We start from the raw sequence: 23,792 nt of genomic DNA, 5'->3' as shown, positions 1-23,792 counted from the left end.
ATCCATGTCACAGGAACGCCACTTCGCCTTCACGGTGCCCCCACGTGGCGCATGATGCTGCCCTAGCTCACGGAACAGCCCTGGGGGGACACCATGCGCATCCGCACCATCGCGGCCGGACTCGCCGCCGCAGCCCTGCTGACGCTCACCGCCTGCGAGGGCACCAGCGACACCGGCTCCAACAAGCCGGACACCACGGTCGAGGGCACGAGCGGCCAGACGAAGCAGGACACCGACACCACCGAGGGTGACACGGACGCGCCCGCTGACGACGCCACCGAGACCGAGACCGAGGCCGTGACCGCGACGCTGCCCGACCTCGTCGGCCAGGACCTGCAGGCCGCACAAGACGAGGCTCAAGCCGCTGGGTTCTACGTCCTCGACGACCAGGACGCCAGCGGCCAGAACCGCTTGCAGGTCTTCGACCGCAACTGGACCGTGTGCAGCCAGAAGCCCGCGTCCGGCACGCACCCGACGGACACGCCCGTGACGCTGTTCGCAGTCAAGGACGAGGAGACCTGCTGAACCACCCTCGGCGCCTTCAACTCGCGCAAGGTCGCCGAGCCGCCGACAAGCCCTGGGGTGTACCGCTACGTCTACTGCCGCGTTGGCGGGAAGGCCACGGCGGAAGACCTCACCAGCGAGGTTTTCGCGCGCGACTTGCTGAGGATCGGGACCTTCGCCTGGCAGGAACGTGGCCTGGAAGCATGGCTGGTGACGATCGCCCGCAACCCGATCGCCGATCATTTCAGGTCGGGCCGCTTCCGCCTCGAAGTGACCACCGGCGAGGTGCTCGACGTGAACGAGACCGAACGCAGCCCGGAGGACTACGTCGTTGAGTCCCTCACGCACACCGATCGCGTGCTGGCACTCGGCCGGTTGCCGCACCGGCTGCGGCAGGCGATCTTGCTCTGGGCCACAGGGGCCTCCACCGCAGAGATCGCTCAGCGTCTGGGGATCACCCGCCGTACGGTGCGGGTGCACCTCCATCAAGCACGCCAGTGACTCTCGGTCGACCCCGCGCTCACCTGCGCGCTCATAGCCGTCACACACCGCTGAGGCACCGTATGGCGCTCCCGCTGCCGAGGGCCCGGCGGTGGTGCGCATTCGAGCGACCGAAGTTTTTTGGTCTCGCGTGTAAAGAGGACGGGCCGCTCGTGCCACGCTGAGTGCGTCACCAGGCGCGTCGTCTGACCGCAGCCCCGCAGTTGCGGACCTCGAGCGGTACGCCGTGCCGGTCGGCCACCGAGGAGAGGTAGCGCGGGCGCGAGAAGTGAGCAGCCAAGACGTCATGGTCGGTGCGTGCGCAACTCATGCGCGACTCCCTGCCGCCCGACCGCCGGACGCAGGAAAGGCGCCCTGCCGGAGGGACCAGTACGCTGCGGCCAGGTGTGCCGGGAAGTCTGGTCGGCGATCAGTTGGCCCTGCCATCACGGAGTTCTCGATGCACATCTTCCGCTCGCGCCGTCGCGGACAGCGGCCGCGTGAGGCGTCGTCGAGGGCGGCCATCACGGCGGCCTTCTGGGTCAGACCCTCAGCCTCGGCCTTGAGCTTCTCGCCGATGGCCGCGGCCTCCGCCAGTGCCTGGGCCTGCGCGCCCTCCGCTTCGGCCCGCAGCCGGGCCTCGGTGGCGACGGCCTCCGCACGACCGGCCTTCTCGATGACGTCGGCTTCCTTGTCGCGGACCTGGACGGCGGCGAGTCCTTCGGCGGCAGCTTCGGCCTGGACGCCCTCGGCGAGGCGGAGCTTGGCGCGGGCGTCGAGGTCGGCCGTCTTCAACCGGGCCTCGGCGAGGGTGAGTTCCTCGGAGGCATGGTGCGTTGCCACCTGCTGGGCTGCCTCGGCGGCCTTGATGTTCTTGACCAGCTTCTCCTGCGCCTCCGCCTCGGCGGCGATGATCACGGCCTGCCGCTGCCGCTCCGCCTCCTCCACGGCACGCAGCTTCTTGATGGACTCCTCCTGCTCGGCGACGGTACGGTCCACCGCGACCCGCTCCCGGATGACCTCGGCGATCTCCCGCTTCTCCGCCTCGACTTCCTTCTCGGCGGCGATCCGGGTCAGCTGTGTCTCCCGCTCCCGGGCGATGACTTCGAGGAGGCGGTACTTCTCGATGCGCTCGTTCTCGACGGCGATGACCCGCTCGCGGTTCTTCGCGGCGACGGCGACCTCGCGGGCCTGGTTCTCGCGCTGGACGCCGAGCTTCTCCTCGGTGGCCAGGAACGCGCCCTGGGCCCGCAGCCGCTCCTCCTCCACGACCCGCGCCGTCTAGGCCTCCTCCCGGGCCCGTACGGTCGCAATCTCCCGCTTCTGCTTGGTCTCCGCGTCGACCTGCCGGCGCTCCAGCTCCAGGATGGCTTCACGGGCGTCGACGTTCTGCCGCGTGATCTCCTTCTCCTCGGTGCGCTGGGCCTCGTTGGTGCGCACGTGCTCGAGGGCGGTCAGCTCCGTGATCTTGCGGATGCCCTGGGCGTCGAGGACGTTGGCCGGATCGAGCTGGGTCAGCGGCGTCTGCTCCAGGTAGTCGATCGCCGCGTCCTCCAGGTGATAACCGTTCAGGTCGACGCCGATGACCTCGATGATCCGGTACCGCAGCTCGTCGCGCTTGGTGTACAGGTCGGTGAAGTCCAACTGCTTGCCGACGGTCTTCAGCGCCTCGGAGAACTTCGCGTGGAACAGCTCCTGCAGCGTGTCCCGGTCACTCGCCCGTGCGGTCCCGACCGCCTGGGCGACCTTGATGACGTCCTCGACCGTCTTGTTGACCTTCACGAAGAACGTGATCCGGATGTCGGCCCGTATGTTGTCACGGCAGATCAGCCCGTCCTTGCCGGTCCGCGTGATCTCGATGGCCTTCACCGAGATGTCCATCACCTCGGCCTTGTGCAGCACCGGCAGCACGACCTGCCCGGTGAAGGTCACCTCGGCCTTGCGGAGCTTGGAGACGATCAGCGCCTTGCCCTGCTCCACCTTGCGGAACAGCTGGGAGACGACGAGGACGGCGAGTGCGGTGACGGCGATGAGCAGGCCGACGCCCAGAGTGATGGCATTCATGGCATACGTCGTTGAGGCATAAGGAAGGTTATGCGTGAGAAAGGTGGCGCGTGAGAAAGGAGGCGCTTGAGGAAGGAGGCGCTTGAGGAAGGAGGCGGGCACGCGACCCGATGGAGCCGTGTGTCAGGCTGCGTGGTCCAGGTCGTCCCTGTGGTCCCGCTCCCGTGTCCGGCCGAGGCCGGACAGACCGGATTCATCGGGGAAGAGACGGTGCAAGGGCCGTACGAACAGGCGAGTCATCCGCCACGCGGCGAGCAGTGCCAGGACCGGCACGACCATGCGCAGCAGTCCGGAGGCGGGTCCCGGCGACGTGAACGCGACCAGGACGAGAGTCCCGCCGACACTCAGGGACCAGGCGAGAACTGTCAGCGAGGAGACGGCGATCGTCACCGGTACGCCGCCCATGCCCCACGCACGAAGGTCCAGGTCCGCGTCGAAGCTGTAGGCGGTGGTGAAGCCGGCGGCAACCAGGAACCAGAAGCACACCATCACGACGAGGGCGGCGGTCAGAAGGATCGTGGGCAGGCCGGTGGCCACTGCCAGAAACGTCCGCATGGTTGGTCCCCCCTTTCCGCCCGCAGTGGTGGTCCCGCGTGCTCGGTGGCGCATCGCGCGCTCCGGGCTCCGGTCCGGACACCTGCCGGTGTCCGGCACCGGAATCCCCCGTAGTGCTCCCCGCAGGTCATGGTGCACGGCAGGCGCGCGTCAACGCATTGCCGGTTTCCGGCAGCGTTCACTAGGGTCTGCATGCCGGTGAACCGCTAAGGAACCGTCATCGGCGCGTCAAGAACCCGGGGGCGACATGACGGAACGGGACGTTCCCGAGCAGTATGTGGAGGGCTGTGCCCAGATTCTGGCCGAGGTCTCGGCCACGGGGCGGCGCCTCACTCGGGAGGAAGTCACTTCCCGCCAGGAGCTCGGTGAGCTGGCCGCGGACGCCGGCCACGGACTGCGCGCCCTCGTCAGCGCCCATCTGACCGCCGCCCGCGCGGCATGGCCGACCGCTCCCGGCACGGCCGACAGCGCCTTGGCCGCCCTGCACCAGGCCATCGACGCCTTCTCCGAGGGCTACGAACGCGCCCAACGCCACGCCGTGCGTCAAGAGGAGGCAGCCCGCCGGGAGTTCATCGACGACCTCCTCTACGGACGCAGCGACCTGGGCCGCCTCGCCGAACGCGCCGAACGCTTCGGTCTGCGCCTCTCACACGCCCACGCCGTGGCCGTCGCCCAGGGCCCCACCACCTACGACGAAGGCGACAAGGTTCCCCAACAGGTGGAACGCGCGCTCATCTCCCGCTTCGGCGACCGCAGCATCCTGCTCACCACCAAGGACGGCCGCATGCTGTGCATCGCCCCCGGCCACCAGGACGAGGTCCTCGCGTATTTCGCCAAGCAGGCCCACGCAGCCACGGAAGGCGGCCAGGTCGCCATCGGCCGCGCACAGCCCGGCCCCGGCGGAGTCGTCCACTCGTACGAAGAGGCGCTCAACGCCTTGGAACTGGCCGAACGTCTGGACCTGGAAGACCCGGTCCTGCGCGCCGCCGACCTGCTCGTGTACCCCGTCCTGACCCGCGACCGGCAAGCCATGGCCGACCTCGTGCTGAACAGCCTCGGCCCGCTCACCGCGGCTCGCGGTGGCGCCGAGCCTCTCCTCGGCACCCTCACCGCCTACTTCGATTCGGGCTGCGTGGCCGCCGAGGCCGCCCGCCGTCTCTCGCTCAGCGTGCGGGCCCTGACCTACCGGCTGGAGCGCATCCACAAGCTCACCGGCGCCAACCCCGCCGATCCGGCTCACCGTTACATACTTCAGACCGCGGTGATCGGTGCCCGACTGCTGGACTGGCCGGCAAAGGAACTCTGACCTCACGGCAACGCACCCCTGTGGCAACAGATGGAAGGTGCGGGAGAACCCGCCGGCAGCGGACTGGCAGGGCACAATGCGGATCGTGCTGCATGTACGAGTGATCAGCCCTGCTCACCGGACGGCAGAGGTGCTCCAGATCGCCCTCGAATGTCCGGGAGCCGTCAATGTCGTGAAGTTCCTCGGCGCCGCCACGTCGCCCGAGGGCGACGTGGTCGAGTTCAGTCTCGCCAGGGAAGCCGCCAACGCGGTACTCGACCAGTTGCAAGGGCTGGGACTCAAGGACAGCGGATCGATCAGCGTCGAGCAGCTCGACCTCTCCATCTCGGCAGCGGCGGAGCAAGCCGAGAAGTCTGCGCCCGGCGACCCCCAAGATGCCGTGATCTGGGATGAGCTGGCTGCCCGTGTCACGGCAGACACCCAGTTGAGCTGGTCCTATCTGGCGTTCCTGGCACTGGCCACGCAGATTGCCGGCATCGGTGTCCTCTTGGACCAGCCGATCCTGATCGTCGGCGCCATGGTGCTCGGTCCGGAGTTCGGCCCGGTGGCCGCATTTTGCTTCGGTGTTCTGCGGCGCCGACCCGCTCTGATGGGCTCTGCCGTGCGCGCGCTGGTGGTCGGCTTCGCTGTCGCGATCGCCGTCACCACAGTGTGCGCCGGGGTGAGCCGCCTCCTCGGCTGGATCACGCCGACGATGCTCGACAACAGGCCGATGACGGAGTTCATCGCGCACCCCGACCGCTGGTCCTTCATCGTGGCGCTCCTGGCAGGCATCGCCGGGATCCTGTCGTTGACTGCGGGCAAGTCCTCCGCTCTGGTCGGAGTCTTCATCTCCGTCACGACCGTACCGGCGGCGGGCAACATCGCCGTCGCCATCCCCTTGGCGCACTGGGGAGAAGTAGGAGCGTCGCTCAGGCAACTCGGCGTGAACCTAGCAGGCATGATCATCGCCGGAATCCTCACGCTGCTCGTTCAACGCCTGCTGTGGGCACGCTTCGGACTGCGTATCGCATCCGCTCCCTGAAGCCAGCCGGCCTCGCACCCAATGGCTGTCGAGCACCGGCAGGTCCATGCGCTACCCGGCTGGCGGCGCCCGCGTACGACCGTTGCGATCCTCAAGCCTCGCGCCGGGCGCGCTTCCGGGCGGCCTCCATCGGGTCCCGGCGCTCCGACGTCCGCGTTTCACAAGCAGCACAGACCGATTTGCCCGGCTTTTCTTCGTAGGGTGAGAGCCGTGACCACCGATCCGGATCACGGGAAGTTCGCGTCCCGGCCGACCCGGTACCGTGCGGCGAGGCACCGATGACCACGACGCCCGCGGCCTGGGCCGCCGCCGATCCCCCCGCCACCGCCCTGCGTACGGGCCGTGGCCCGCTGTTCCTGCGCCGCATTGACGGCTGGCTGCTGCCCCTCGACGTCGAACGCTGGTGCGCGCACGCCGACCCGGTCGATCTGGAGGTACTGGACCGGTGTGAGGGCGCCGTGCTGGACGTCGGCTGCGGCCCCGGGCGCCTGGTCGCGGAACTCGCCGCCCGTGGCCGGCCCGTCCTCGGCATCGACGTCAGCGAGGCCGCCGTCCACAGCGCCGTGCGGCTGGGGGGCGAGGCACCGCGGCGCTCCGTCTTCGACCCCCTGCCCGGCGAGGGTCGCTGGGACACCGTCCTGCTCATGGACGGCAGCATCGGCATCGGCGGCGATCCGCGCGCTCTGCTGGACCGGGTGGCCGGGCTCCTCTCCCCGTGTGGCCTGTTGATCGCCGAGACGGCAGCAGTGGACATCGACGAGCGCGTCGAGGTCCAGGTCGTCGACGTCGTCGACAGTCCCCACCTCCGACGGTGCGTTGCCCTGGGCGCGGCTCGGCGCGCCGGCCCTGCTGCGGCACGCCAGCCGCACACGGTGGAGTGCCGTCGGTCACTGGACGGCCGGTGGCCGCTGCTTCGTTGCCCTGCGCAGCCGCAGCGCCAGCAGCAGCGCCGAGCCGGCGAAGAGCACGGCGGTGATCAGCAGCCATCGGGCGAGGAAGCCGTCCGGCGACAGTCCGGTTCCCAGCCGGTAGCGCTGCTCCACCTTCCCGCTGATCAGCGGGAACCACACGAGCAGGAGCAGGCCGGACAGCGCTGCCGGGACACGGACGTACATCGCCAACTCCCGGTGGCCTGCCGCGCCGAGCCCTCGTACGACGGACCGGTCCGCCACCGTGTACAGCGGCAGCAGGACGAGATCGTGCAGCAACGCCGCCCCCACGAACCACACCGCCACCGCAAACCAGTCGTCGGCGAGAAGGCGAACGCCTGCATAGGCTGCGAGGGCGAACGAGGCCGCGAGCAGCAGAATTTGGAAGGGACTACCTACAGGGATCCGCGGTCGGCGCATCAGAGGTCTCCGAACGTCATGCGGGCCACCCACTTGGTGTTCAGCACGCCGGGGGCCGCGGGCACGATGACCCGTGCCGGGAAGCCGTGGTCGGGGGACAGGTCCTCGCCGTTGACGTACAGGGCGAGCAGGGAACGTGGGTCGGCGACCTGGTTGGCCCGCAGGGCGGCACGGCGGAAGGCTCCGCGCCGCTGCAGGGACTCGACGAGCACGTCCGGTGGATCGTCGTCATAGCCGACGAGCGCGGCGAGGTCGCTGAGCCGCACCCCGCGCCACCACTGGTCGGACGTCGACCAGCCCTCGACGCAGGCGATGGGCAGCGCCGCGCTGTGCAGGGGAAGCCGGACCAACTGGGCACGGCTCAGGCGGACGGTGCCGGTGCGTCCGGTCACCACGAGGCGCCAGGCGCTCTCGCCCGTCTGCGACGCGTCGATCCCTGCGTACCGGGCGGTCTTGTTGATCTGGAAGCCGTTCGGGCCACTGCCTGGTTCGGCTCCACCGCGCGGGGCCAGCAGGGCGGTGCGCCGCAGCAGCCCGTCGAAGCTCTGCCCGACGGTCGTCGCGAACAGCAGTAGCGAGCCGCCCCCGACGAACCACAGGGCACCCCGCCGGGAGACGGTCGGCGGATCCGGACGCGGGGAGACCAGATCGGATGATGGGTCAGGATGGGACGGCCCCTTCTCCTCGAGCCGGCGCAGGTTGCGCAGAGCCGCGGGAATCTTCAGTACGGCGTGGGCGACGAACGCGGCGATGAAGACCCATGCCCCGTAGAAGTGCAGGGTGTAGAAGGACCCCGGAAAGATGTAGTCCAGCTGGATGTTGAGCACGCCTGTCACGAACTCGAACAGCGCGCCGCCGACCAGGAGCAGCAGGGAGATCCGCTCGAGGGCGTGTGCGAGTGAGCGGGCCGGCGGCAGCGCGAACAGCCTCGGGATCACCGACCACAGCTTGGCCAGCAGCACAGGGATCAGCGTGATGCCGAGGGTGACATGGACGCCCTGGTTGAGCCGGTACAGCCAGTGCGGGTCGGTGGGCCAGGGGAAGAGGTAGAAGCCCAGGATCCCCTTGTCCGGGGTCTGGTCGTTGACCCGTGCCAGGTTCGGGTTGTAGGCGGCGTAGGACACCAGCCCGGTCACGAACAGCACCGTGATCCCGCCGAGCAGCACCACGCCGAGCACGGACGTCAGCCACGGACCGCGCAGGGGACTGCGCCAGAAGCCCGGCGAGGAAGGAGACCGTGTCATGGCTCGACCGTAGGTCCGAGACACCCCCAAAGCGGGCCCGTGACCTATGCCGAAACGCTGACATGCGGCCCGGACGGCCGTATCCTCCGCGCCGCACGGCCTAGCGTACGGAGGTGACCCGCCCCCTCCTCCGCAATCTGTACGCCGCCCTGGCCGCCGCTCTCCTCGTTACGGCGGCCGTCCTGGTCGGACGGCACATCCAGCACTCCCGCCACACTCTGTTCGTCAAGTGGCCACCGGTGCTTGCCGTTTGGGACCCGCACGTCGATCCCGGCACTCCGGCGGCTCTGGTCGTGGCGGCAGCCGGTGTCGTGTACGGTCCCGTCCTCGCCGCCCGACTGCCCTGGCGGGCCCTGCTCGTGACAGCCTGGGCGACGGCGACAGCCTGGATCGCTTCCCTTGCCCTGATCGACGGCTGGCAGCGTGGCATCGCGGGTCGTCTCACCGCCCGCCACGAATACCTCCAGGTCATCGACCGCTTCGACAACATCCCGGCCGCCCTTCGGGACTTCACCCATCACATCCTCGTGGAATCACCGGACAACTGGCCCGCCCATGTCGCCGGGCACCCTCCGGCGGCGCCGCTCACCTTCGTCCTCCTCGACCGGGTGGGCCTGTGGGGCGGAGGGTCGGCCGGCGTGTGGTGCATCGCCGTCGGCGCGACGGCATGTGTGGCCGTGCTGGTCGCGGTACGGGTGCTGGCCGGTGAGAGCCTCGCGCGACGAGAGGCCCCCTTCCTCGTCCTGGCCCCGGCCGCGGTGTGGATGGGAGCCTCTGCCGACGCGTACTTCGCGGCGGTCGCGGCGTGGGCTGTGGCGCTGCTGGCGCTCGCGATCAGGGGACGGTCATCGTGGTGGGCAGCAGCAGCTGGACTGTTGTTCGGGCTCACCTGCTACCTCTCGTACGGCCTCACGCTCGTCGCGCTGATCGGCGCGGCGGTATCGCTGCTGGGTCGACGGAGTGTCCGGGAACGGCCCGTGCTGCTCGCGGCGTTGGTCGCCGGTCCCCGCCGGTTCGACGACCACAGGCGCCGAGGACCGTCGTCCCGGAGCCCGGCTGACACTCCGGGTGGCCCGGCTGCCCCCACAGCGGGGCGACCGCCGCCTGATCCGGCGTCGCTCCGGTCAGCCGCCGCGTCACGCCTCCAGAACCGGCCGGTCCTCGGCATTCGACGCGCGAAGTTGTTGCCCCACCTCGGCATCGATCCGCTGCGCCGGCCTCCGCTGGCCAGGCCGCGCTCCTCCATCCAACGGAGCGCGTACGTCTCGAATCCGACCGCGCCAGCGTCCGGATCGCGCCTGACGTTGCGCTCAATGTCCGCGCTGACGAGGTTGAGCCAGCCCTGAGCGTCGGACCTGGTCTCGAACGTCTCCGGTGCCTTGTGCCGCTGGCCGTCCGGTGTCCGAAACAGCGGGCCTGCCACCGGCCGGAAGCGGGCTTGCGTACCGTGCCGAACTCGCGTCGCCTCTGCGGCTTGCGTCCCGTCATCAGGCCGCCTTCCCGTAGCGGGCACGGATGCGGCGGACCGGCTCGCCGGTGTGCGCCTCGACGTACTCGGCGACCGCGTTCTCGGGGATGCGGACCGGCGGCCGAGCTTGACGTAGCGGGATGCGGCGTTCGGCGATCAGGCGGCGGACGAAGCGCTCGCCCGCTTCTGCGTGGTCACCCTGTGACCTCCCGCATCCTGTGCTGGACCACCGGGGTGTCGGGTTTGCGCACGAAATGCACGGCCGACCGAGCGCTCTGGAAGCCTCACGGCGGTCCTGGCGGCAACCGAGGGTGGGCTCAATCGCCGGACGTCTGCGCCCGGCGCGGTACCTGGGGCGTCTTCGCAGCCTCGGCCTCTGCTTTGGCATCGCTCACCGCGGCGGCGGCCTGCTTTCCGGCCTCGTCAGCAGCCGCCGCCGCGTCGAGCGAGGCCTTCCGGCCTGCATCGAGCTCCGGATTCCCGCCTTCGGCCGACGTGTCGTCGGCTGTGGCGGTGGCTGCTTCCTCCGGCTGCACGGTTTGGGGAGGACCCGCAGTCGACTGGTCACCGAACGCCCGGGTGACGGTCCGAACTGCCTCGGTCAGCTCCCCCGGGATAACCCAGAACGTGTTGTTGTCGCTGCTGGCCAAGTGCGGGAGCGTCTCAAGGTACTTGTAGGCCAGGATCTTCGGGTCGGCGTTGTTGCGATGAACGGCCTGGAAGACGAGCTCCACCGCCTTTGCCTCGCCGTCCGCCCGCAAGATCATGGCTTGTTGCGTGCCTTGTGCCTCCAGGATGTCCTTCTGCTTCGTGCCTTCCGCGGTAAGGATCTTGGCCTGCCGCTCGCCTTCGGCGTGCAGGATGGCCGCGCGCTTGTCACGCTCGGCCCGCATCTGCTTCTCCATCGCTTCCTTGATGGTGTGCGGTGGATCGATGGCCTTGATCTCGACGCGGTTGACGCGGATACCCCACTTGCCGGTGGCGTCGTCGAGGACGGCGCGAAGCCGGGAGTTGATCTCCTCACGCGAGGTGAGCGTCTCCTCCAGGTCCATGCTGCCGATGACGTTCCGCAGCGTGGTCACGGTGAGCTGATCGATCGCGTGCAGGTAGTCAGCGACCTCGTAGGCCGCGGCCCGTGGGTCCGTGATCTGGTAGTAGAGCACGGTGTCGATGTTCACTACGAGGTTGTCCTCGGTGATCACTGGCCTGGGGTCGGATGAGTAGACCTGCTCGCGCACGTCGAGTTTGGTGTTGACGCGGTCCGCCACCGGCAGGACCAGGTTCAGCCCGGGTTGCAGCGTCCTGCGATATCGGCCGAACCGCTCGATGTTGTAGCGGCGTGCCTGCGGGACGATCCGTACCGCGGAGGCCACGAGGAAGACAACGACAATGGCCGCCACAAGAAGGGGAATGACAACTGGATCCACAGTGCCTCCGTTGCTATGTGCTCAGCCGTTCACGGAAGGAGTTCGCGGGGGTAGACGATGGCTGTGGCGCCTTCGATCTCCATCACATCCACCAGTGCTCCCACCGGGATCACAAGGCTCTCGTCGAGGGCGCGGGCGGACCATTCTTCGCCGGAGAGTTTGATCAGGCCGCGGGTCGCGGTGACCTCCTGCATGACTTCGGCCCGCTTGCCGATCAGCGCATCCGTGCCGTCGCGTGTGAGGGGTTGCTGGGTCATCTGCCGCAGCGCGACAGGACGGACGAGGATGAAGCCCGCCGCCGCTGCTGCCGCCAGGGCCAGGAGCTGGCCGAGGATGCCGATTCCCACACCAGCGACTACGGCGGCAACCAATGCGGCGCCCGCGAACAGACCGAAGACGAGTGTCAGGGTGAAGAACTCAGCGACACCCAGTGCCGCGGCGGCGAGCAGCCATGCGAACCACGGCATCGGATCGCCCTCCTTCAGGGGCCCTGTCCACCAAGCTACCTCCCGGACCGCCGGACCGAACAGGCACGGCAACTGTGGTTCTTGGGCGCCCACCCGGCCGCGATCGGCCCAGCCGTCACGGCGCTGCGCCCGCAGAGTGTCCTCAGGAGCGGACATCAGCGGTCACCAGCGGAGGCCAACCCGCTCCCGCGCGGCCACCGCTGCGTCACATAAGCGCAGGTCAATGGCTACGCAGCCGTCCACGCGCCGTCGCTTCCCAAACCGATAGTGAGTTCGATTCTCGTCACCCGCTCCACGACAAGCCTTACGTACGGTCACGTCGAGACCGGCAGCAACTTCCTGCTGTCTCGCGTCATCGGAGGGCGGTAGATCATCGCGGCCTTCTCGGAGTACTGAGCGGCGCGGACCACCGACGTGAATGACGCCCGAGCCGGTGGACAGGGTGTGTCCGGTGCGGCGCGGGTGTAGGTGCGTCGTGCGACGGTGCCGGCGTCGGCTTACGGATGTCTTACGCATGGCCGACGGGCGCCCAGCGCCACCGGGCGGCTGCCTAGTGTGAGCCGATGCGATCCCTCCGTACGTTGCGCGTGATGGTCCTGGTGACCGCCACTCCACTGCTGTTGGCAGGCGCCGGCTTGATGCACCCGCGACATCTGACGGCGACGACGGCAGGCCACTGGGCCGGACTGCACATCGCCCTGCTGCCCGTCTTCCCGCTCCTCGTGCTCGGACTGGTGGTGCCCTTGTGGGGCAGGCCGCGCCGCGACGCGGAGGGAGCTTTGGTGGTGCTCTCCTGGGCCGGATGTCTCTGCTTCGCCGCGTACTACTCGGGTCTCGATGCGGTGGCGGGCATATCCGCCGGCGTGGTGGTGGATCACGGGGTGCACGGGGCGGCCGGTCAACTGTTCGTCACGGGCGATGAGTTGGGGCGATCCGGGGTGTACGGGCTGGCCGTGGCCTCGCTGGCCACCTGTGCGGTGCTGTGGCGGCGGTGTGGTGTGCGGGTACTGCCGGGCGCCGCGATCCTGTTCGTCGCCTGCTGGTCGTTCGTCGACAGCCACATCTTCTGGCCGAGGGGTGTGTTCACCATGCTCGGCTTCGCCGTGGCGTTCGCCCTGCTGTCGGCGGCGGTACTCCGATCCGCCGAGGGCGAGCGGGATGCGCGACGGCCGACGGACTCCTGACGTCCGCGCGCCGAGCGGCCCGTCGCGCCGGCGGGCCGCAGCGGACACGAACGTGCGCTGGTGGTCCGGTGTGCTGGTCGAGGCGGTCGGCGGGCCGCAACACAGGCCCAGGTCCGTAGGCAGAGGGGCTCTGGGGCAGGTGTCCGGCGCGGGGTGACGGCTGGCGATCAGTTCACTCAGATCGCCAACGGGCTGTTCCGCGATGCGCGATTGTCCTTTGGGCCGTTGGGGTTGTCCTTGATGGTGACGGCCCGGTTCGTGTAGGCGGAGGCCGACTCGACTTGCAGACCAGCGCTGAGGTCCCGTGACGCCCGGAACGCGGCGGCACCTTCAAAGCGCGGCCGCCGTAGATGGGGCATAGGTCGTCGCCGCGGATGCCGATAGCGGGCCGCCTCACGAGTGGACAGCGTTCACGCCAACTGCGGAACGACTGCGACCGGGCAGTGCGCGTGGTGCAGCAGCGTGTGGCCCACGCGGCCGAGCTGCAGACCGAAGTGGCCATGCCGGCGACGCGCCCCGATGATCACGAGATCCGCGGCGGCCGAACGGGTCACGAGGATGCGGCTGGCCGGGCCCTCGACGGTGGCTCGGCGTACCGGGACGCCCGGATGTTCGGCCACTGCCTCGCGCAGCACTTCGTCGAGCTGAGCTGCCGCGCGCCTTTCGCGCTCGCGCGCGGGATGGTCCGTGCCCTCTTGTGCGGACCAGCGCCAGGCGCGTACGGCGTCGAGAACACATCCTCGTGCCTCGGCCTCGCGGAAGGCGAAGTGCACGGCCCGGCCGCCGGTGGCCGGATCTCCCGCGCCGAACAAGATCCGCTCGTGCATGCCGACCATGCCCGCCTCGTCGCCCCGGACCACGATCACCGGGCAGTGCGCTCGGGCGGCCACGCCCAGGCCCACCGATCCGAGAAGCAGTCCCTTCAGCTCACCGCGGCCCCGGTCTCCCGTCACCACTCCGCAGGCGTTGTGGCCCTCGCGCAGAAGGGCGTCGACCGGCTCGGCGGGGGCGATGTCGGTGGTCACCTTCACCGCCGGGGCGCGCCGTGCGGCACGCTCAGCCGCCGAGGCGACGATGTGCTCGGCCAGCACGCGCTCAGAGGGGCGTTCCCGCTCGAACGACGGTACGGCGGCGTCGTAGCGCTCCCAGAGGGAGGCGTACACCAGCCGCAGCGGCAGATCGCCTCGTGCGGCCTCGTCCACTGCCCAGTCCACGGCCAGCAGACTCGCGTCTGATCCGTCGACGCCTACGACCAAGGGGAGTGTCATCGCCCTCACCGCCTTATGTCGGGCTGCCCTGTCGGACAGCCAGGGCTCTGATCTCAGCGTCGTACTCGCGGGGGACCGTCACGAGAGGCGGATGGGGCAAGTACTGGGGACGCTCGGCCCATGCCCCCGGTCCGAGTGGTGCCGACTTCCCCGCCCAGCCCGGTCGGCCCCCTCCCAAAGGCTCTACTCGGTCGGCACGGGCACTCTCCACACCAATGTGGTGCCGCCCTCGCCCGGACTGCTCAGCTCCAGCTCTCCGCCCAACTGCCGTGCCCGCTCCGCCATGTTGCGCAGCCCGCTGCGGCGCCCGTCGACCGGGATGCCGACGCCGTTGTCGGCGACGGTGAGGCAGACCTGGTGGGAGCCGGCGTTCAGGACGATGTCGGCGCGGTCGGCGTGGGCGTGGCGGGCGATGTTGGTGAGGGCCTCGGAGAGTACGGCGACCACGTGGTCGGCGATCTCGCGCGGCACCTGGGTGTCCACGAGGCCCTCCATGCGCACGCTGGGCGCGAAGCCCAGCACCGGCGCCGCCTCGCCCGCCACCCGCACCACACGGGCCCTCAGCGCGGACCCGCCGGTGCCCTCGCGCGAGCGCAGGCCGAAGATCGTCGATCTGATGATCTTGATGGTCTCGTCCAGGTCGTCCACCGCGCGCACCACACGCTCGGAGGCTTCGGGGTGCTCGATGAAGCGGCCCGCGCTCTGCAGGGTCATGCCGGTGGCGAAGAGCCGCTGGATCGCCAGGTCGTGCAGGTCGCGGGCGATGCGGTCGCGGTCCTTGAGGACGGCGACCTCCTCGGCGTCCTGCCGGCGCTCCGCGAGCTCCATGGCGACGGCGGCCTGTGCCGCGAAGCCTTGCAGCGGTTCGATCTCCTTTCCGGTGAACACCGTCTGCCCCGCCTCGCGGATCAGCAGGACGACGCCGCGTACGCCACCTTCACCCGTCCCGACTGGAACAGCGACCGCCGGGCCCAGGCCGGTGAAGCGTGGTGGGCCCACCGAGACACGATCGTCGTGGGAGACGTCCGGGGTGGTGACGGGGGCGACCGTCGAGAAGGCTTCGCCGATCAGGCTTCCGTCGACGGGCAATACCAGTCCGCGCAGCGTCTCCGCCTCCGACCCGATGGCGAGCTCCACACTGAGCGAGGCGGTGTCCTCCATCGGCATCGCGACGACCGCGAGCGCGGCTCCCGTGATCTCCCGGGCGCGCTCGGCGATCAGTCCGAGGACCTCGCCGCGCTCGCTGCCGGACATCAGGCTGTGGGTGATCTCCGCGTTCGCCTGCAACCAGCGCTCCCGCAGCCGGGACTCCTCGTAGAGGCGGGCGTTGTCGATGGCCACGCCGGCGGCCACAGCCAGAGTCGACAGGACCGACTCGTCATCCTCGTCGAACTGCGCCCCGCCGCGCTTCTCGGTGAGGTACAGGTTGCCGAAAACCTGGTCGCGCACCCGGATGGGGACGCCGAGGAAGGTGTTCATCGGAGGGTGGTTGGGCGGGAAGCCGTACGACGACGCGTGCTCGGAGATCTTCGCCAGGCGCAGCGGCTCGGGATGGCTGATGAGTTCCCCGAGAATGCCATGGCCCTCCGGATAGTGGCCGATCCCGGCGATCTGGTCCGCGCTGACCCCGACCGTGTGGAAGGCCGACAGGCGCTTGCCGTCGGGCCCGATCACGCCCAGGGCTGCGTACTCGGCGTCGACCAGCACCGCGGCGGCCTCGACGATGCTGTGCAGTGCCTGTTCCAGGTCCAGCTCCCGGCCGACCGAGAGCACCGCCTCCAGCAGGCTGTGTACCCGGTCGCGCGTGCCACGGGCCGCGTCCAGCCGGGCCTGGAGCTCCTCCAGCAGCTCGTCCAACCTCAGCTGCGGCAGCCGTACGCGGGCTTCCCGAGGCTCCTCGGCGCTTCCCACCTGCGTCTCCTCCGGTCCCGTGGGCGGTCTGACACCGGCCGCTCCGGTCATGGGTCACGCTACCGGGCCGTGGCGCGGGGCGGTACGGGATCGGAGACGGACGCGGGCCCGCAGCGGCCAGATCGCAGCTCGGGTGCTTGGGCCGTTCGGCCCTGACCTGGGGACGGCCAGCACATGCCGACCAGGCCCCTGTCGTCCGACGCTGGAAAGGAGTCGCGGCCCGACAGCCGGACCGTACCCGCCGAGCCGAGGAGCGCAGCGTCATGGTCCGTTACGTGTACGACTTCCGCGAGGGGCGCCGCGACATGGCGGACCTCCTGGGCGGCAAGGGCGCCAATCTGGCCGAGATGACCCGGCTCGGCCTGCCGGTCCCGCCGGGTTTCACGGTCACAACCGACGCGTGCCGGGCCTTCCTCGGCACCGGAGCGGAACCGGACGGCATGCTTGCGGAGGTGTCCCGGCACCTGTCAGCCGTCGAGGACGCCGCCGGTCGGCGGCTGGGCCAGCGGGACGACCCGTTGCTGCTGTCCGTCCGGTCCGGGGCACGGTTCTCGATGCCCGGGATGATGGAGACGGTCCTCGACATCGGGCTGAACGACGATTCCGTCCAGGGGCTGGCCAAGGTCTCGGGCAGTGAGCGGTTCGCCTGGGACTCGTACCGCAGGCTCGTCCAGATGTTCGGCAGTACGGTCATGGGCGTCGACCCGGCGTTGTTCGAGCGGGCCATGACGACGCTCAAGAGCCTGCGCCACGCCCCCGACGATCTGCACCTGGACGCCCGCGACCTCGCCGAGCTGGTGGAGGCGTACAAGCAGCTGATCCGCGACGAGACGGGGGAGGACTTCCCGCAGTCGCCCGCCGAGCAACTGCGCAGGGCGATCCTGGCGGTGTTCGGCTCCTGGAACGGCGAACGCGCCCGCCTGTACCGGCGTCGCGAGCACATCCCCGACGACCTCGGCACCGCCGTCACCGTGCAGCGCATGGTCTTCGGCAACCTCGGCCCCGACTCCGGCAGCGGCGTCGCCTTCACCCGCGACCCGGCCACCGGCCGCAGCGGACTTTACGGCGACTATCTGCCCAACGCGCAGGGCGAGGATGTCGTTGCCGGCATCCGCAACACCGTGCCGCTGGCCGAGCTGGAGCGACTCGATCCCCGGTCGTACGAGGGCCTGCTCACCCACATGCGGACCCTGGAGCGGCACTACCGGGACCTGTGCGACATCGAGTTCACCGTCGAGCGCGGCACGCTGTGGATGCTGCAGACCAGGGTCGGCAAGCGCACCGCCGAGGCCGCGTTCGCCATCGCTGCCGAGCTGACCGACGAGGGGCTCGTCACCCCGGACGAAGCCCTGGCGCGGGTCGGCGGTGACGAGCTCGCCCGGCTGATGTTCCCGCGCTTCGACGCCTCCGCGACCGCTGAGGCACTCGCCCACGGCATCTCCGCCTCACCTGGTGCAGCGGTCGGCGCCGCGGTCTTCGACTCCGCCGAGGCGGTACGGCGTGCCGCAGCCGGCGAGAAGGTGGTCCTCGTCCGCCAGGAGACCACCCCCGACGACCTGCCCGGCATGATCGCCGCCCAGGCCGTCCTGACCAGTCGCGGCGGCAAGACGAGTCACGCGGCCGTGGTGGCCCGGGGTATGGGCAAGGTCTGCGTGTGCGGCGCCGAGGAACTCGCCGTGGACACCGAGGCCCGGCGCTTCACCACACGTGCCGGCACCGTCGTCGCCGAGGGCACCGTCATCTCCGTGGACGGCTCCGCAGGTGCCGTGTATCCGGGGGCGGTCCCCCTGGCCGACTCAGAGGTCATGCGGTTCCTGGAGACCGGCGAGCGGTCGGCGGACGTGGTCACCGCCGTGGCCCGCGCTCTCGAACACGCCGACTCCGTAAGACGGTTGGAGGTGCGGGCGAACGCCGACACCCCCGAGGACGCGCGACGCGCCCGACGCTTCGGGGCGCAGGGCATCGGGCTGTGCCGTACCGAGCACATGTTTCTCGGCGAGCGCCGCAAGCTGGTCGAGGACATGATCCTGGCCCCCGACGACGCCGAGCGCGAGCGGGCGCTGGAGGCTCTCCTGCCGCTCCAACGGCAGGACTTCACCGACATCCTGGAGGCGATGGACGGTCTGCCGGTCACCATCCGCCTTCTGGATCCGCCGCTGCACGAGTTCCTGCCCGACCGCACCGAACTCGCCGTACGCGTGGCTGCCGCCGAGGCGCGCGGTGAGGAACCCGATCCGCACGAGCAGGCGTTGCTGGCAGCCGTGGGACGTATGCACGAGGAGAACCCGATGCTCGGCCTGCGCGGCGTGCGCCTGGGCCTGGTGGTCCCGGGCCTGGTCGCCATGCAGGTGCGGGCCGTGGCCGAGGCCGTGGTGGCACGCACGCGGGCCGGGGGCTCACCGCACGCCGAGGTCATGGTGCCGCTGGTCGGCGCCGTCGAGGAACTGCGCATCGAGCGCGCGGAAGTGGAGCGGGTGCTCGCCGAGGTGTCCGCCGAGTCCGGCGTGCCCGTGCGGTGCCCGGTCGGCACGATGATCGAGCTGCCCCGCGCCGCGCTCACCGCGGGCCGTATCGCCGAGGAGGCCGAGTTCTTCTCCTTCGGCACGAACGACCTCACCCAGACCACCTGGGGTTTTTCACGCGACGACGTCGAGGCGGAGTTCTTCTCGGCCTACCTCGACAAGGGCATCTTCCCCACCTCGCCCTTCGAGACGATCGACCGCGACGGCGTGGGCCGACTGCTGCGGATCGCGGTCGACGAGGGCCGCGCCGCCCGCCCCGGCCTGATGATCGGCGTCTGCGGCGAACACGGCGGCGACCCCGACTCGGTCCACTTCTTCCACGCGGCGGGAGTGGACTACGTGTCCTGCTCGCCGTTCCGGGTGCCGGTGGCGCGTCTGGAGGCCGGCCGGGCGGCGCTTTCCGGGACCGAGGGCAGCGACAGCCGGTGAGGGCCATCCGGGCCCTGACCGGGGCCCATCGGCTCTGGCGCCCGGCGATTGCCGGAGGGATCGTAGATGCAGGAGCGGCACCGATCCCCCGCGGTGTCGCTCCGTGAGTAGGCAGACCGAGCAGTCAGCAACGACCTTCAACGGAAGTCAGCCATGGCCCACGACCACGGTCGGCCGGTCCTCGCAGGACCGCGCCGGCGCATCGAGCTCGACAGCGCCGAGGCGCTGCGGCTGCTGGGCAGCGTGCCCCTGGGAAGGATCGTCTTCACCCGGCACGCGCTGCCGACCGTGCGACCGGTCAACCACGTCCTGGACGACGGAGACATCGTCATCCGCACCCACGAGGGCGCCGCCCTGATCTCACAGACCCAGTCGGCCGACGGCCCTGGTGTCGTCGTCGCCTACGAAGCCGACGCCATCGACCCTCAGACGCATCTCGGCTGGAGTGTGGTGGTGACTGGATTCGCGCGGCCGGTGACCGATCCCGACGACTTGGCCCGCTGCCGGGCGCTACTGCAGCCGTGGGTGGAGCAGGCCATGGATCAGGCGATCCGCATCCGGCCCGACCTGGTCACGGGCATCCTGCTCACCGCGGGCGGCCGCTCGGGCGAGGCCTGAGCCAGCCGCCTTCGGAGCAGGAGTCGAGGAGTACCCGCAGGGATGCCTAACGGCCCTTTGGGGCAGGACCGTTCGGCTTACGACGCGGGCGTGCGCGTAGGGCAGGAACGTCACACGGCGATCCGCCTCCCGGTGACCGCCTGCTGTTCGACCCGCACCCACAGATCGCGTCCGCCTCCTGCCCAGGGGCGGCTGTACGCGCTCTCAGCGAGCCTGTGTGCCTCATCGGGATCCGTCACGGCTCGGGCACGCCCGCGCACGAGCACGCTCCAGCCCCGGCTGAACGCGTCGTCGATGCGGTCGACCTCGAAGGCCACTGGGCGGCCGGCAGCCAGTGAAGGTGTCGTACCGGAGGCCGTGCGGAACACGATCGCGCCGTCGACGACGCTGTAGTTGACGGGCACGACGACGGGGCCCGATGCGGTGGACAGTGCGATTCTCCCCATGCCGTGCGGGCCGAGGAGGGACCTGCACTCGTCCGGGCTCAGTTCCGTGAACTCGGGGGTGTGGGCGGCCTGTTCCAGCCCGGGCGGCAGGTCGGTGGCGCCGCCGGTGAGCTCCGAGACCGTGGTCTCCAGGGCTGCTGCCAGGCTGAGGAGCGCTCCCCTGTCGGGCGCGGCGCCGGGATGCTCCTCCAGGTGCTTGAGGTAGCTGGATGTCATGCCGGCCCGGGCGGCCGTCTCACGCCGGGACAAACCGAGTTGCGCGCGCCGCGCGGCGAGGCGGCGTCCCAGATCGCCCAGAGGCCGTTCGGTCTGCGTCCGTTCGGCCATCGTCGTCACGTCCCTTCGTCAGGCCGCGCCCACGGCGACGACCTCGTGCTGCTCCCCGCCGAGCACGACTTTGAGGGCCCCGGTGTCGGCGGCCCCGGCGAAGACGTCGTACGCCTCCTCCATGCGGTCCAGCGGGAAGGTATGGGTGACCAGCTGCGAGGTGGGCAGGCGGCCGGCGGCCGTCATCCGCAGCAGGGTGGGGGTGGAGTAGGTGTCGACCAGGCCGGTGGTGATGGTGATGTTCTTGATCCAGAGGTCTTCGAGGTGCAGGGTCGCGGGGGCGCCGTGCACGCCGACGTTGGCGACGTGGCCGCCGGGCCGCACCATGCGGGTGCACAGTTCGAAGCTCTCCGGTACGCCGACCGCCTCGATGACGACGTCCGCGCCGAGGTCGTCGGTGAGGTCGGCGACCAGCTGCTCGGGGGTCTCCCGGGCGTCGGCCACCGCGTCGGCGCCGAGCTGCCGGGCGGCCTCCAGCCGGGCGGCGGCAAGGTCGACCGCGACGATCCGTTCGGGGGAGAACAGCCGGGCCGTGGCGATGGCCGCCAGTCCGATGGGGCCCGCGCCGACCACGACGACGGTGTCTCCGGGACGGACATGGCCGTTGAGCACGCCCACCTCGTACGAGGTCGGGAAGATGTCGGCGAGCAGGACGGCGTCCGCGCTGTCCATGGCCCCCGGCAACGGGTGCACGGACAGGTCGGCAAAGGGCACGCGGACGTAGTCGGCCTGGGTGCCGTCGATCAGATGGCCGAGGATCCAGCCGCCACCGCCCCGGCACTGGCCGTACGCCCCCTGCCGGCAGTAGGCGCAGCGCCCGCACGCGGTGATGCAGGAGACCAGTACCCGGTCACCCGGCCGCACGGTCCGGACGTCACTGCCGATCTCGACGATCTCGCCGACGGCCTCGTGGCCGAGGACCGTACCGGGGCGTACTTCAGGAACGTCGCCCTTGAGGATGTGCAGGTCCGTGCCGCAGATGGTGACGGCTCCGACGCGCACGATCGCGTCGGTGGGATCCTTGATCGCTGGGTCGGGGATCTCTTCCCAGGCGGACTGTCCGGTGCCGTGGAACACGTAGCCTTTCATGACGTCCCTCTCCCACTCAACGGTCTGCGCGGCCGGGTCCGGCGGCGGGATCCCGGCGCCACTACGAGCCTGGCGCCGACCTGCGTCGGATGTGCCCCGCAAGTCCAGCTTGGCCCGCATGCGGGCGGACTGCATGGGCCGGTCGGGCCCCTTGAAGGACCGGGCGGGGGCGGGTTCGTACGGTCGCCGCGTGCGGATTCCCGCGGGCCCGACAGACCCACCCGGCAGGGACCGTTCGGCCCTTCCGCACGATCACCGGCGGTTCTTTGATCAGACTATGTACGAGAACCACGCGAGGTTCGCACCGTCCCAGGCGGTACACACCGTCGACAGGACGACGGTCGTCGAGCTGCGCGGCGAGATCGACCTCGTGACAGCGATACCGCTGGCAGCACGTCTCGACGCCCTGTCCTCGGGCCCGCACCCGGACCTGGTGCTCGACCTGCGTCCCGTGGCCTTCATCGACTGCGCCGGCCTGGGCGTCCTGTGCCGGACACGGAACCGCGTCCTGGCCCGTCACGGTCGACTCCGGCTGATCACCGGCAGCAGACGCTTCCTGCGGATTCTCCGGGAGGCCGGCCTGGGCGAAGTGTTCGAAGTGCACCCCGACCTGTCCAGGGCACTGGCCCGTACGCCGACTGTCGACGTCCCTCCGGTCGCCATGGGCTGAACGGCCCACCCTCAGCCGTGAATTGGTGCCGGGCGGCCCTGGGGCATCGCCCCCTCGGCCCATGGGGCCAACGCTCCGGTGACTGCCACTTTCGAAAGTGTGACGACCGGAGGAGGTGCGGAGCCATGGATGGTGGCAAGCAAGCGGGGACGCGGTTCTGGCGCTGGCGGAGCAATCCGCTGCGACGTCGGGACGATGTCGTCGAGGCTTGGATCGTGCTGGCCATGTGGACGGTCGTCGCGGTGGGAGGCAGCGTCGCCGGTCTGGTGACGGCAACCACCGCCGAGGAGACGTTCGCACGGCAGCGTGCCGAGCGGCACCCTGTACGCGCCGTACTCCTCGCTGACGTGCCAGAGCCCGACTCGGCACTCCGGTCGTCGGGCGACAAGGCTCTGGCCAAGGTTCGCTGGACGGCGCCCGACGGCTCCGCCCGCACAGACCTCACGCTGGTCGGCACAGGACTGAAGGCCGGAACCGGACTGACGGTCTGGCAGGACGGCCACGGCACGCCGGCCACCGCACCACCGAGCCCCCCCGAGGCCGCCGTCGAGGCAGGCCTCCTCGGCACCTTCGCAGGACTCGCCCTCACCGGCGCCGTCTACGCCACGGGAGCCCTCGCGCGGTGGCGGCTCGACCGACGGCGCATCGACGAGTGGGGCCGGGAGTGGGACCTGGTGGGTCCCAAATGGGGGCACCGGACCGGCTGAAGGTGCGCCGTCCTGCCTGCCGCACGAACACCTGCGAGTCGAGGCGGCTCCACGGCCACTGCACTGTCCACAACACCCTGCGACAGCCGTCCCGCGTCTCAGTCGACTTCGGCTGACATGCGACGGCGTCTGTCCTCGCGAGAGGAAGGCAAATCGTCATGGAACGAGTTGTCGTTGCCCGCAACGACGGCTCGGGGTCCGGCAGAGCCGTTGTCCGCTGGGCCTCACAGGAAGCGACGCTGCGCGGACTTTCCCTCCGGGTGATCCGTCACCCGCTGCCGGACGTCCTGGACGAGGCACAACTGGTCGTGGCCGGCATGCGTGCACTGGACGCTGTCGCGTTCTCGGCCCGCCCTGTTGTCCTGATCCCGGCGAAGCGCGCAGTTCGGCATCCCACTCACCACGACGGCGAGATCGTGCTCGCTGTGGATGCCCGCGATCCCGCCGACGGGGCTCTCGATCTCGCCTTCGACACCGCCCGGCTGTGGGGCGTACGACTGCGTGCCGTGCATGCCTGGAGGTTCCCCTCCCGCGCGACCGAGCTGCCCTTCGGCGTACCGGAGGAGGATCGCGCCGCCTGGGAGGACCACGAAGTGCAGCTGCTGGCCGACGCGCTGCGGCCGTGGCGGGAGAAGTACCCAGCGGTGCGTGTACTGAAGGACGTCCGGCTGTTCACTCCGGCCCATGCCCTGCTCCAGCTGTCCGCGAGCGCCGGGCTGTGAGGGGCCTCGTG

The 23,792-nt window shown here is 70.1% G+C and carries 21 protein-coding genes and 2 pseudogenes; 12 read left to right on the top strand and 11 right to left on the bottom strand.

What is annotated here, in order from left to right; translation table 11 throughout:
- The first annotated feature begins 93 nt into the window (after positions 1-93).
- Both OG331_RS05875 and OG331_RS05870 read left to right on the top strand, forming a co-directional pair.
- A complete protein-coding gene (locus OG331_RS05875) occupies positions 94-525 on the top strand; it encodes a PASTA domain-containing protein (RefSeq protein ID WP_406192290.1) in 432 nt (143 codons plus the stop codon).
- A 57-nt stretch (positions 526-582) separates the two neighbouring features.
- On the top strand, positions 583-1,005 hold the full coding sequence (locus OG331_RS05870; RefSeq protein ID WP_406192287.1) for a sigma-70 family RNA polymerase sigma factor: 423 nt from the start codon (positions 583-585) through the stop codon (positions 1,003-1,005).
- A 169-nt stretch (positions 1,006-1,174) separates the two neighbouring features.
- Here OG331_RS05870 and OG331_RS05865 read toward each other — a convergent pair whose 3' ends face one another.
- The 3 genes and pseudogenes from OG331_RS05865 to OG331_RS05855 all read right to left on the bottom strand — a co-directional run bounded on the left by OG331_RS05865 (position 1,175) and on the right by OG331_RS05855 (position 3,603).
- On the bottom strand, positions 1,175-1,315 hold the full coding sequence (locus OG331_RS05865; RefSeq protein ID WP_406192284.1) for a hypothetical protein: 141 nt from the start codon (positions 1,313-1,315) through the stop codon (positions 1,175-1,177).
- A 164-nt stretch (positions 1,316-1,479) separates the two neighbouring features.
- Positions 1,480-3,048, bottom strand: a pseudogene (locus OG331_RS05860) (flotillin family protein); the annotation flags it as partial.
- Positions 3,049-3,171: 123 nt separating this feature from the next.
- Positions 3,172-3,603 carry a hypothetical protein gene (locus tag OG331_RS05855; protein WP_406192281.1) on the bottom strand — a complete coding sequence of 144 codons (432 nt, stop codon included), beginning with the start codon at positions 3,601-3,603 and terminating at the stop codon, positions 3,172-3,174.
- Between the two features lie 247 nt (positions 3,604-3,850).
- On the opposite strand from OG331_RS05855, the gene OG331_RS05850 reads away from it, so the two are divergent.
- The 3 genes and pseudogenes from OG331_RS05850 to OG331_RS05840 all read left to right on the top strand — a co-directional run.
- Complete coding sequence (locus tag OG331_RS05850; RefSeq protein ID WP_406192278.1) at positions 3,851-4,909, top strand: PucR family transcriptional regulator; 1,059 nt, start codon at positions 3,851-3,853, stop codon at positions 4,907-4,909.
- A 172-nt stretch (positions 4,910-5,081) separates the two neighbouring features.
- Positions 5,082-5,933, top strand: a complete 852-nt coding sequence (locus tag OG331_RS05845) for a DUF389 domain-containing protein (RefSeq protein ID WP_406192275.1) — start codon at positions 5,082-5,084, stop codon at positions 5,931-5,933.
- Positions 5,934-6,211: 278 nt separating this feature from the next.
- Positions 6,212-6,637: pseudogene (locus tag OG331_RS05840) on the top strand (class I SAM-dependent methyltransferase); the annotation flags it as partial.
- Positions 6,638-6,820: 183 nt separating this feature from the next.
- Here OG331_RS05840 and OG331_RS05835 read toward each other — a convergent pair.
- Together OG331_RS05835 and OG331_RS05830 are read right to left on the bottom strand one after the other, a co-directional pair.
- A complete protein-coding gene (locus OG331_RS05835; protein ID WP_406192272.1) occupies positions 6,821-7,282 on the bottom strand; it encodes a hypothetical protein in 462 nt (153 codons plus the stop codon).
- On the bottom strand, positions 7,282-8,526 hold the full coding sequence (locus OG331_RS05830) for a molybdopterin-dependent oxidoreductase (protein ID WP_406192269.1): 1,245 nt from the start codon (positions 8,524-8,526) through the stop codon (positions 7,282-7,284). Before OG331_RS05830 ends, OG331_RS05835 begins: the two co-directional genes overlap by 1 nt.
- A gap of 113 nt (positions 8,527-8,639) precedes the next feature.
- Here OG331_RS05830 and OG331_RS05825 point away from each other — a divergent pair, with 113 nt between their 5' ends.
- Complete coding sequence (locus tag OG331_RS05825; protein ID WP_406192266.1) at positions 8,640-9,872, top strand: hypothetical protein; 1,233 nt, start codon at positions 8,640-8,642, stop codon at positions 9,870-9,872.
- Positions 9,873-10,311: 439 nt separating this feature from the next.
- Here OG331_RS05825 and OG331_RS05820 read toward each other — a convergent pair whose 3' ends face one another.
- Together OG331_RS05820 and OG331_RS05815 are read right to left on the bottom strand one after the other, a co-directional pair.
- A complete protein-coding gene (locus OG331_RS05820) occupies positions 10,312-11,421 on the bottom strand; it encodes an SPFH domain-containing protein (RefSeq protein ID WP_406192263.1) in 1,110 nt (369 codons plus the stop codon).
- A 29-nt stretch (positions 11,422-11,450) separates the two neighbouring features.
- On the bottom strand, positions 11,451-11,888 hold the full coding sequence (locus tag OG331_RS05815; RefSeq protein WP_406192260.1) for an NfeD family protein: 438 nt from the start codon (positions 11,886-11,888) through the stop codon (positions 11,451-11,453).
- Positions 11,889-12,451: 563 nt separating this feature from the next.
- Between OG331_RS05815 and OG331_RS05810 the strand changes: the two genes are divergently transcribed.
- Positions 12,452-13,072, top strand: a complete 621-nt coding sequence (locus OG331_RS05810) for a hypothetical protein (RefSeq protein ID WP_406192257.1) — start codon at positions 12,452-12,454, stop codon at positions 13,070-13,072.
- A 410-nt stretch (positions 13,073-13,482) separates the two neighbouring features.
- Here the strand turns inward: OG331_RS05810 and OG331_RS05805 are convergent, their stop codons facing one another.
- Together OG331_RS05805 and OG331_RS05800 are read right to left on the bottom strand one after the other, a co-directional pair.
- The gene (locus tag OG331_RS05805; protein WP_406192254.1) at positions 13,483-14,340 is read right to left on the bottom strand and encodes a universal stress protein; all 858 of its coding nucleotides are present in this window, start codon (positions 14,338-14,340) and stop codon (positions 13,483-13,485) included.
- A 183-nt stretch (positions 14,341-14,523) separates the two neighbouring features.
- Positions 14,524-16,251: a GAF domain-containing protein gene (locus tag OG331_RS05800; RefSeq protein ID WP_406192251.1), complete on the bottom strand. Its 1,728-nt coding sequence runs from the start codon at positions 16,249-16,251 to the stop codon at positions 14,524-14,526.
- Between the two features lie 263 nt (positions 16,252-16,514).
- Between OG331_RS05800 and ppdK the strand changes: the two genes are divergently transcribed.
- Both ppdK and OG331_RS05790 read left to right on the top strand, forming a co-directional pair.
- A complete protein-coding gene (gene ppdK, locus OG331_RS05795; RefSeq protein ID WP_406192248.1) occupies positions 16,515-19,202 on the top strand; it encodes a pyruvate, phosphate dikinase in 2,688 nt (895 codons plus the stop codon).
- 153 nt (positions 19,203-19,355) lie between these two features.
- Positions 19,356-19,820: a pyridoxamine 5'-phosphate oxidase family protein gene (locus OG331_RS05790; protein WP_406192245.1), complete on the top strand. Its 465-nt coding sequence runs from the start codon at positions 19,356-19,358 to the stop codon at positions 19,818-19,820.
- A 110-nt stretch (positions 19,821-19,930) separates the two neighbouring features.
- Here the strand turns inward: OG331_RS05790 and OG331_RS05785 are convergent, their stop codons facing one another.
- Both OG331_RS05785 and OG331_RS05780 read right to left on the bottom strand, forming a co-directional pair.
- The gene (locus tag OG331_RS05785; RefSeq protein WP_406192242.1) at positions 19,931-20,593 is read right to left on the bottom strand and encodes a helix-turn-helix domain-containing protein; all 663 of its coding nucleotides are present in this window, start codon (positions 20,591-20,593) and stop codon (positions 19,931-19,933) included.
- Positions 20,594-20,611: 18 nt separating this feature from the next.
- On the bottom strand, positions 20,612-21,682 hold the full coding sequence (locus OG331_RS05780; RefSeq protein ID WP_406192239.1) for a zinc-dependent alcohol dehydrogenase family protein: 1,071 nt from the start codon (positions 21,680-21,682) through the stop codon (positions 20,612-20,614).
- A 277-nt stretch (positions 21,683-21,959) separates the two neighbouring features.
- Here OG331_RS05780 and OG331_RS05775 point away from each other — a divergent pair, with 277 nt between their 5' ends.
- From OG331_RS05775 to OG331_RS05765, 3 genes are all read left to right on the top strand, one after another.
- The gene (locus tag OG331_RS05775; RefSeq protein WP_406192236.1) at positions 21,960-22,352 is read left to right on the top strand and encodes an STAS domain-containing protein; all 393 of its coding nucleotides are present in this window, start codon (positions 21,960-21,962) and stop codon (positions 22,350-22,352) included.
- A 125-nt stretch (positions 22,353-22,477) separates the two neighbouring features.
- On the top strand, positions 22,478-23,059 hold the full coding sequence (locus OG331_RS05770) for a hypothetical protein (RefSeq protein ID WP_406192233.1): 582 nt from the start codon (positions 22,478-22,480) through the stop codon (positions 23,057-23,059).
- Between the two features lie 158 nt (positions 23,060-23,217).
- A complete protein-coding gene (locus tag OG331_RS05765) occupies positions 23,218-23,781 on the top strand; it encodes a universal stress protein (RefSeq protein ID WP_406192230.1) in 564 nt (187 codons plus the stop codon).
- Positions 23,782-23,792: the final 11 nt, after the last annotated feature.

This window comes from Streptomyces sp. NBC_01017 (assembly GCF_045162795.1).
Lineage (GTDB): Bacteria > Actinomycetota > Actinomycetes > Streptomycetales > Streptomycetaceae > Streptomyces > Streptomyces machairae.
Note: the sequence above shows the minus strand (reverse complement) of the source record. Positions and strands in the feature narration are given on the sequence as shown.

Excerpts from the sequence above, each read along its gene's own strand:
- OG331_RS05830 (WP_406192269.1), bottom strand. The coding sequence starts at position 8,526 with ATGACACGGTCTCCTTCCTCGCCGGGCTTCTGGCGCAGTCCCCTGCGC.
- OG331_RS05810 (WP_406192257.1), top strand. The coding sequence starts at position 12,452 with ATGCGATCCCTCCGTACGTTGCGCGTGATGGTCCTGGTGACCGCCACT.
- OG331_RS05780 (WP_406192239.1), bottom strand. The coding sequence starts at position 21,682 with ATGAAAGGCTACGTGTTCCACGGCACCGGACAGTCCGCCTGGGAAGAG.
- OG331_RS05790 (WP_406192245.1), top strand. The coding sequence starts at position 19,356 with ATGGCCCACGACCACGGTCGGCCGGTCCTCGCAGGACCGCGCCGGCGC.
- OG331_RS05770 (WP_406192233.1), top strand. The coding sequence starts at position 22,478 with ATGGATGGTGGCAAGCAAGCGGGGACGCGGTTCTGGCGCTGGCGGAGC.
- OG331_RS05865 (WP_406192284.1), bottom strand. The coding sequence starts at position 1,315 with ATGAGTTGCGCACGCACCGACCATGACGTCTTGGCTGCTCACTTCTCG.
- OG331_RS05775 (WP_406192236.1), top strand. The coding sequence starts at position 21,960 with ATGTACGAGAACCACGCGAGGTTCGCACCGTCCCAGGCGGTACACACC.
- OG331_RS05835 (WP_406192272.1), bottom strand. The coding sequence starts at position 7,282 with ATGCGCCGACCGCGGATCCCTGTAGGTAGTCCCTTCCAAATTCTGCTG.
- OG331_RS05875 (WP_406192290.1), top strand. The coding sequence starts at position 94 with ATGCGCATCCGCACCATCGCGGCCGGACTCGCCGCCGCAGCCCTGCTG.
- OG331_RS05850 (WP_406192278.1), top strand. The coding sequence starts at position 3,851 with ATGACGGAACGGGACGTTCCCGAGCAGTATGTGGAGGGCTGTGCCCAG.
- OG331_RS05765 (WP_406192230.1), top strand. The coding sequence starts at position 23,218 with ATGGAACGAGTTGTCGTTGCCCGCAACGACGGCTCGGGGTCCGGCAGA.
- OG331_RS05815 (WP_406192260.1), bottom strand. The coding sequence starts at position 11,888 with ATGCCGTGGTTCGCATGGCTGCTCGCCGCCGCGGCACTGGGTGTCGCT.
- OG331_RS05785 (WP_406192242.1), bottom strand. The coding sequence starts at position 20,593 with ATGGCCGAACGGACGCAGACCGAACGGCCTCTGGGCGATCTGGGACGC.
- ppdK (WP_406192248.1), top strand. The coding sequence starts at position 16,515 with ATGGTCCGTTACGTGTACGACTTCCGCGAGGGGCGCCGCGACATGGCG.
- OG331_RS05855 (WP_406192281.1), bottom strand. The coding sequence starts at position 3,603 with ATGCGGACGTTTCTGGCAGTGGCCACCGGCCTGCCCACGATCCTTCTG.
- OG331_RS05805 (WP_406192254.1), bottom strand. The coding sequence starts at position 14,340 with ATGACACTCCCCTTGGTCGTAGGCGTCGACGGATCAGACGCGAGTCTG.